Below are 8,379 nucleotides of genomic sequence, written 5' to 3'. Positions count from 1 at the left end.
CGGTTATGCCAATAATAGTAATCAATAAGGAGTTAACATGAATTGGACTATTTCACCTGCAGAGGTTTTTGCTTATTCGCCTGTCGTACCAGTGATGGTCATCAATAATCTTGAAGATGCGCTGCCAATGGTCAAGGCGCTGGCGGCGGGGGGGATTAATATTTTTGAAGTGACCTTAAGAACAAAAGTGGCTTTAGAGGCGATTAAAGCTATCGCGACAGCGATGCCCGAGGCCATGATCGGCGCCGGCACTATTATCAATGCACAACAATATGACGCTGCCGTTGCAGCGGGGGCAAAATTTATTATTTCTCCCGGATACAGCCAAAGCTTATTAGAGCATGCTAAAACGGGCCCCGCGCCTTTGATTCCAGGAGTTTCGACACCTTCGGAGATTATTACCGCCTTAGCGTCAGGTTATGATCATCTGAAATTTTTTCCAGCCGAAGCAAATGGTGGTGCTGCTGCGTTAAAAGCCATTGCCGGGCCGTTACCTCAAGTGTCTTTTTGCCCAACGGGTGGAATAAACCTGGATAATGTTGCTGATTATATGGCACTCAATTGTGTAGTAACCGTGGGCGGTTCCTGGATGATGCCTAATGATGCTATTGCAGCGGGTAACTGGAATAAGGTCACCGAGCTTGCCAAGCAGGCGGTGTCTTTGATTACCAACTTAAAGACTTAACTTACTAACATTGCAGCAGATAACAGGGATAAGCTGACTGAGCTTGCCAAGCAGGCGGTGTCTTTGATTACCAACTTAAAGACTTAACTTACTAACATTGCAGCAGATAACTGGGATAAGCTCACCGAGCTTGCCAAGCAGGTGGTGTCTTTGATTACCAACTTAAAGACTTAACTTACTAACATTGCAGCGGGTAACTGGGATAAGCTCACCGAGCTTGCCAAGCAGGTGGTATCTTTGATTAAAAACTTAAAAACTTAAAGGCTTAATGATTAGCCGTTTAATCACTTCGTCTAATACAAGGCAGGCGTCATTTATTGATGGGTCTATCCCTGCTTTGATAGCGAAAGTTATATACTTTCACCCGCTTGGATTGCAAAGCCCGGCTGATCCCATGCACCAGCCATTTTTGTCTGTTTTGCAGAAGACAAGTCTCGCCAATAATAACTTGCGGACATTTTGGTCACGCTAGCAATATTGCTATATCCTGTGGGATGGTTTTTTCTTCTGCTTATTTTTATTCACCATCAAGGGGAAAAAAATGACTGCTTAATAGATCAGCAGCTGAGCTTGCGATAAATTGATTACCCCAAGCGGCGCTTTATCACAGGCTATTAACATTCGCAATAAATTGGTCTTACCTTTTGTGTTCAGCAGGATAAAATGAGCTATGGGCTATCAAGAGCAAGAGATATTTTTTGATTTATGTCAATATCACTAGACGTCGGGTAAAATAATTGTTAATTTAGATGGTTAAAAGTAAAATGGTAATACCAATTAACTCGCCGGCAAAGTTTCTGTTTATTAAGGACATTATGACTTACGCAAAAATCAAACAACCGAAACTTGCGGATGTGATTGAAAATCGTCTTGAAAGCATGATTCTAGATGGCTCTTTGGAGCTCGGTGAAAAATTACCTTCGGAACGTGAACTGTCTAAACAGTTTGATGTCTCCCGCCCTTCACTGCGTGAAGCGATGCAGCGCTTAGAGTCGAAAGGGTTACTTAACCGTCGTCAAGGCGGCGGAACCTATGTTAAAGAAGAGTTGCGCGAGCGTTTAACCGATCCTTTATTTGAACTGTTAAATACTCACCCTGAATCTCAATATGACTTACTTGAGTTTCGTTATGCACTGGAAGGTGTTTCTGCGTATTACGCAGCCCTGCGTGGCACCTCTGCTGATTTTGACAAAATCAAAAATAGTTTTGCGGCGATTGAAAAATCCCGTCAAGCACGCGATCTGGAAAAAGAAATTCAGCACGTCGCACAGTTTTATCTGTCCGTGATAGAGGCCGCTCACAACGTGGTTTTTTTACATTTAGCGCGTGGTATAAAATCCCTGCTGGAAAAAAATATCGCCGATAATGTGCAGCAACTTTATGGTTATCCTGAAGTGGCTGATAAAATTCATCAGCATCGTCTGCAGCTGCTGGAAGCGATTCTATCAAAACAACCCGCAAGCGCACAACAAGCATCAGCACAGCATTTAAGTTACATTGAAGAAACACGTCTTGTGATGTTACGTGAAGAGAGTTCATTTAAACGCGCATTAGGGCGTTTTTAACTTGCTAAAAAAACAGCTCAATCAAGTAACTATTTATATTACTTATTGCCGAGACGGCATTATCCAAAACGTGTTTTAAAACAGGTAATGGTTAATATAAATAGTTATACATCAAACGCTTAACCTTCGGGTTGAGATTTTCTAGTGATAAGAAGGAAAGTGTCATGACTGACATCCTAAATGATATTGATGCACAAGAAACGTCAGAATGGCTTGATGCCCTGACAACCATTCTTGAAGATGAAGGGACCGAGCGTGCTCAGTTCATCATTAAAAAAGTAACCGAACAAGCCCGTAAAGAGGGTGTTAAGTTACCAACGGACATTAATACAAATTATATTAATACTATTCCGCTTGCACAGCAGCCGGATTATCCTGGTGATGTCAAAATAGAAAGTCGCATTCGTTCTATTATCCGCTGGAATGCGATCATGATTGTGATGCGTGCTTCGAAAAAAGAGTTGGACTTAGGGGGGCACATGGCCTCTTACCAGTCTGCGGCGACATTCTACGAAGTCTGTTTTCACCATTTCTTTCGTGCAGCGAATGAAACCGATGGCGGAGATTTAGTTTATTACCAGGGTCATATCTCTCCCGGTATCTATGCGCGTGCATTTCTTGAAGGGCGTTTAAGCGCAGACCAACTTGATAACTTCCGTCAGGAAGTTGATGGTAAAGGATTACCTTCCTACCCGCATCCGAAACTATTACCTGAGTTTTGGCAGTTCCCGACCGTCTCGATGGGTCTTGGTCCAATTGCCGCTATTTATCAGGCACGTTTTCTAAAATATCTTGAAGGTCGTGATTTAAAACCAACCTCTAATCAGCGTGTTTATGCTTTTCTGGGTGACGGTGAGATGGATGAGCCGGAATCTCGTGGTTCTTTGTCCTTTGCTGCGCGTGAAAAACTGGATAACTTGTGTTTCTTAATTAACTGTAATTTACAGCGTTTAGATGGCCCGGTAATGGGTAACGGCAGCATTATTCAAGAACTTGAAGGCCTATTTCATGGTGCAGGCTGGAATGTTGTTAAAGTTATCTGGGGTGGCAACTGGGATTCTCTGCTTGCGCAGGATTCATCGGGTAAACTGCTGCAATTAATGGAAGAGACCGTTGATGGTGATTACCAAACCTTTAAATCAAAAGACGGTGCTTACGTCCGTGAACATTTCTTTGGTAAATACCCTGAAACAGCGGCATTAGTTGCAACCTGGACAGATGAAGAAATATTTGCACTTAAGCGCGGTGGTCATGATTCATCTAAAGTCTATGCTGCCTTTAAAAATGCCCAGGAGACTAAAGGTAAACCAACGGTTATTCTAGCGAAAACCGTTAAAGGTTACGGCATGGGCGCAGCGGCTGAGGGCAAAAACATTGCTCACGGCGTAAAGAAAATGAATGAATCACATATTCAAAGTTTACGTGACCGTTTAAACCTGCAGGATCTGTTAAGTGATGAGAAAGCGTCAACTCTCCCTTATTTAACACTGGAAGAAGGATCGGCAGAATACAAATACTTACACGGTCATCGTGAAGCGCTATCAGGTTACACGCCGAAACGTTCCACTAAGTTTTCTGGAAAACTTGAGATACCGGCGCTGGATAAATTCGCACCGCTGTTACAAGAGCAAAAACGTGAAATCTCAACGACCATGGCTTATGTACGTATATTAAACCTATTATTAAAAGACAAAAATATCGGTAAAAATATCGTCCCTATTATTGCCGATGAAGGTCGTACTTTTGGTATGGAAGGTCTATTCCGTCAAGTAGGTATCTACAATCCCGATGGTCAGGAATACACTCCGGAAGATCGCGGCGTTGTTTCTTACTACAAAGAAACAAAATCGGGTCAGGTACTTCAGGAAGGTATCAATGAACTAGGTTCAATGTCTTCTTGGGTAGCAGCTGCCACGTCTTACAGCACCAATGATTTACCGATGATTCCATTCTATATCTACTACTCTATGTTTGGTTTTCAGCGTATTGGCGATATGGCATGGATGGCGGGTGACCAACAGGCACGTGGTTTCCTAATCGGTGCGACTGCTGGTCGTACTACGCTAAATGGTGAAGGTTTACAGCACGAAGATGGTCACAGTCACATTCAGGCAAATACTATCCCGAACTGTATCTCTTATGATCCGACCTTTGTGTACGAGCTGGCCGTTATTATTCAAGATGGTATTGAGCGTATGTACGGTGAGAAGCAGGAGAATGTTTTCTACTACTTAACGGTGATGAACGAAAACTACGCCATGCCGGCAATGCCTGAAGGCGCTGAAGAGGGTATTCGTAAAGGTATCTATAAACTTCAATCACACACTGGCAGCAACAAGGTACAGTTATTAAGTTCAGGTACGATCATGAATGAAGTACGCCGAGCGGCCGTTATTCTAAGCGAAGAATATGACGTCGCGTCTGATATTTTCTCGGTGACTTCATTTAATGAATTAACCCGTGAAGGTCAGGATGCAGAGCGACACAACATGCTTAACCCGGAAGCTCCGCAAAAAGTGGCTTACATTACTCAGGTATTAGGTGATGAACCAACGATTGCTGCAACGGATTACATGAAAAACTACGCTGAGCAAGTACGTGCATTTATTCCAAGTGATTCATATAAAGTGCTTGGTACCGATGGTTTTGGTCGCAGTGACAGCCGTGAAAATTTACGTCGTCACTTTGAAGTGAATGCCGGTTATGTTGTTGTTGCGGCATTAGCAGAGCTTGCTAAGCGTGGTGATATCGAACGTTCAGTCGTTACTGAAGCCATCGCTAAATTTGCTATCGATGTAAACAAAACCAACCCATTATTTGCGTAAATCAAATGCGCTGTTATTAAACAATAACAGCGTCTTTTATTGATTAGGAAAATTATTATGTCTGAATTAAAAGAATTTTTACTACCTGATATTGGTGCCGATGCGGCTGATATTACTGATATTTTAGTATCTGTTGGTGACACTATTGCTGTGGAACAAGATATATTAACCATTGAAGGTGATAAAGCATCAATGGATGTTCCCTCATCGGTTGCCGGTGTTGTTAAAGAAATTAAAGTAAAAGTGGGAGACAGTGTTTCTGAAGGTAATCTTGTCTTGACGGTTGAAGTTGCTGGAGAAGCTGCTGCAGAGGCACCTGTTGCTGATGCACCTGCTGCACCCGTAGCAGAAGCGGCACCTGTTGCTGACGCACCTGCTGCAACTGCCCAGTTAAAAGAAATATCTGTTCCCGATATCGGTGGTGACGAAGTTGAAGTAACAGAAGTATTAGTTTCTGTTGGTGATAGCATAGCAGAAGAGCAAGATATCCTAACGGTTGAGGGTGACAAAGCGTCAATGGACGTCCCTGCACCGTTTGCAGGTGTGGTTAAAGAAATTAAAGTCGCTGCGGGTGATAAAGTTTCTGAAGGTTCATTAATTTTAGTGGTTGAAGTGCAAGGTGCTGCGGCTCCTGTTGCTGCTGCGCCAGTTGCTGCCGCTCCGGTTGCTCCTACTGCCGCTGTTGAAGCACCAAAAACTGCGCCTGCTGCTCAACTGAGCCCTTCACAGGTCTCTGTTGCCGGCTCAATCAAAGCGTCTCCTTCGGTGCGCCGTACTGCTCGAGAGTTTAACCTGGATCTTGCTGTTATTCCGGCAACGGGCATTAAAGGTCGTACGACTAAAGAAGACGTGCAGACTTATGTTAAAGCACAGTTATTGCTGGCTAAATCCGGTGGTGGTGGTGGTGGCGGCGGATTGCAAGTGCTTGCTTCTCCAAAAGTTGATTTCGCTAAATTTGGTGAAGTGGAAGTTAAGCCACTTTCACGCATCCAAAAAATATCAGGTCCGTCTCTGCACCGTAACTGGGTAACCATCCCGCATGTTACACAATTTGATGAAGTGGATATCACTGAACTTGAAGCGTTCCGTAAAGAACAAAATGCGATTGCGGTTAAACGTGACTTAGGTCTGAAAATCAGCCCGTTAGTCTTTATGATGAAAGCGGTGGCTAAAGCACTGCAACAATATCCTGATTTCAACTCTTCATTATCAGCAGATGGCGAAAGTTTAATCCTGAAAAAATACATCAATATCGGTATTGCGGTTGATACGCCAAACGGTCTGGTTGTACCCGTAGTAAAAGATGTAATAAACAAAGGAATTTATGATATCTCGCGTGAACTCGGAGAAATTTCGAAAAAAGCGCGTGCCGGTAAATTAACCACCAGAGATATGCAGGGTGGCAGCATGACTATCTCCAGTCTTGGCGGTATCGGCGGTACACAGTTTACCCCTATCGTAAATGCGCCTGAAGTTGCTATTTTAGGTGTCTCTAAGTCGGCGATGAAACCCTTATGGAATGGCAAAGAGTTTGAGCCTCGTCTGATGGTTCCACTTGCTCTTTCCTATGATCACCGTGTTATTGATGGTGCAGAAGGTGCTCGCTTCATTACTGCGATTAATAATTATCTGTCTGATTTGCGTACATTAATCCTATAATTATGTTAACAGGTCGGCATTTGTCGACCTTTTATTTTGCATTTATTTGACAATAAAATAGACTCGCAAAACTTCAATCGTTTTTCTGGCGTAACGGCTAAAATATAGAGGTCAAAATGAGTAAAGAAATTAAAGCACAAGTTGTAGTATTAGGTTCAGGTCCTGCAGGATATTCAGCCGCATTCCGCGCAGCTGACTTAGGATTAGAAACAGTTATAATAGAAAAATACAATACATTGGGTGGCGTTTGTTTGAATGTCGGTTGTATCCCCTCTAAAGCACTGTTACATGTATCAAAAGTAATAGAAGAAGCTAAAGCACTTTCTGAACATGGTGTTTTATTCGGTGAGCCGTCAACGGATATCGATAAAATTCGAATCTGGAAAGATAAAGTTGTTACGCAACTTACCGGTGGCCTGCAAGGCATGGCTAAAATGCGTAAAGTGACAGTAGTGAATGGTTTTGGTAAATTCACTGGTGCCAATACGATTGAAGCTCTGGATGGCGATGAAAAAACCACTGTTACTTTTGATAATGCAATTATTGCAGCGGGCTCCCGTCCGATTAAATTACCTTTCGTACCGCATGATGATCCGCGTGTATGGGATTCAACCGATGCACTAGAGCTGCGCTCAGTGCCAAAACGCCTGCTTGTTTTAGGTGGTGGTATTATCGGTCTGGAAATGGGAACTGTGTATAAATCACTAGGCTCTGACGTTGATGTCGTTGAGTTTGCAGACCAGTTAGTACCGGCTGCCGATATTGATATCGTGCAGGTTTACACTAAAAAAGTGAAGAGCAAATTCAATATTATGCTGTCCACTAAAGTGACTGCCGTTGAAGCCAAAGAAGATGCGCTTTATGTGTCTTTTGAAGGTAAGAATGCACCTAGCGAAGCAAAACCCTATGACGCTGTACTGGTTGCGGTTGGTCGTGTACCAAACGGTCTTTCTTTAGATGCTGAAAAAGCGGGTATTAATGTTACAGAACGCGGCTTTATTGAAGTTGATAAGCAGCTGCGCACTAACGTGCCGCACATCCATGGGATTGGCGATGTTGTCGGTCAGCCGATGCTTGCACATAAAGGGACTCATGAAGGACATGTTGCGGCAGAAGTGATTGCAGGTAAAAAACATTACTTTGATCCTAAAACAATCCCTTCAGTTGCTTACACTGAGCCGGAAATGGCTTGGGTTGGTCTGACTGAAAAAGAAGCAAAAGAGCAGGGTATTAACTATGAGAAATCTGTTTTCCCATGGGCTGCTTCCGGTCGTGCTATCGCATCTGATTGTACTGCGGGTATGACTAAGCTTATCTTTGATAAAGAAACTCATCGTGTTATCGGTGGTGCAGTAGTTGGTACTAATGCTGGCGAACTGTTAGGCGAAATTGGTCTGGCGATTGAGATGGGTTGTGATGCTGAAGATATTGCTTTAACTATTCATGCACACCCTACACTTAATGAGTCAGTTGGCCTTGCCGCTGAAATCTATGAAGGTTCGATTACAGATTTACCAAATGCAAAAGCGGTAAAAAAATCTAAATAATTGATTGTTTGAATCAAGATCAGAAAGGCGCTTTTTAAGCGCCTTTTTTTGTGGTTATGATTTAGCTACGAGTGTCGAGCTACGAGCTACGAGCTACG

Annotated in this window: 5 protein-coding genes; all 5 read left to right on the top strand. The window is 43.2% G+C overall.

Annotation, left to right across the window (positions count from 1 at the left end):
* Positions 1-37: 37 nt before the first annotated feature.
* The 5 genes from CXF72_RS11540 to lpdA all read left to right on the top strand — a co-directional run bounded on the left by CXF72_RS11540 (position 38) and on the right by lpdA (position 8,281).
* A complete protein-coding gene (locus CXF72_RS11540; RefSeq protein WP_101039168.1) occupies positions 38-685 on the top strand; it encodes a bifunctional 4-hydroxy-2-oxoglutarate aldolase/2-dehydro-3-deoxy-phosphogluconate aldolase in 648 nt (215 codons plus the stop codon).
* 815 nt (positions 686-1,500) lie between these two features.
* Positions 1,501-2,250: a pyruvate dehydrogenase complex transcriptional repressor PdhR gene (pdhR, locus tag CXF72_RS11535; protein WP_101039169.1), complete on the top strand. Its 750-nt coding sequence runs from the start codon at positions 1,501-1,503 to the stop codon at positions 2,248-2,250.
* Positions 2,251-2,414: 164 nt separating this feature from the next.
* Entirely contained in the window at positions 2,415-5,075 is a 2,661-nt protein-coding gene (gene aceE / locus CXF72_RS11530; RefSeq protein ID WP_101039167.1) for a pyruvate dehydrogenase (acetyl-transferring), homodimeric type, read from the top strand.
* A gap of 57 nt (positions 5,076-5,132) precedes the next feature.
* Complete coding sequence (gene aceF / locus CXF72_RS11525) at positions 5,133-6,734, top strand: dihydrolipoyllysine-residue acetyltransferase (RefSeq protein ID WP_101039166.1); 1,602 nt, start codon at positions 5,133-5,135, stop codon at positions 6,732-6,734.
* Positions 6,735-6,850: 116 nt separating this feature from the next.
* Positions 6,851-8,281, top strand: coding sequence for a dihydrolipoyl dehydrogenase (gene lpdA, locus CXF72_RS11520; RefSeq protein WP_101039165.1), 1,431 nt, complete (start codon positions 6,851-6,853; stop codon positions 8,279-8,281).
* Positions 8,282-8,379 lie beyond the last annotated feature (98 nt).

Source organism: Psychromonas sp. MB-3u-54 (assembly GCF_002836415.1).
GTDB lineage: Bacteria > Pseudomonadota > Gammaproteobacteria > Enterobacterales > Psychromonadaceae > Psychromonas.
The sequence above is the reverse complement of the archived record's forward strand: the minus strand, read 5'-3'. Positions and strand labels throughout refer to the sequence as shown.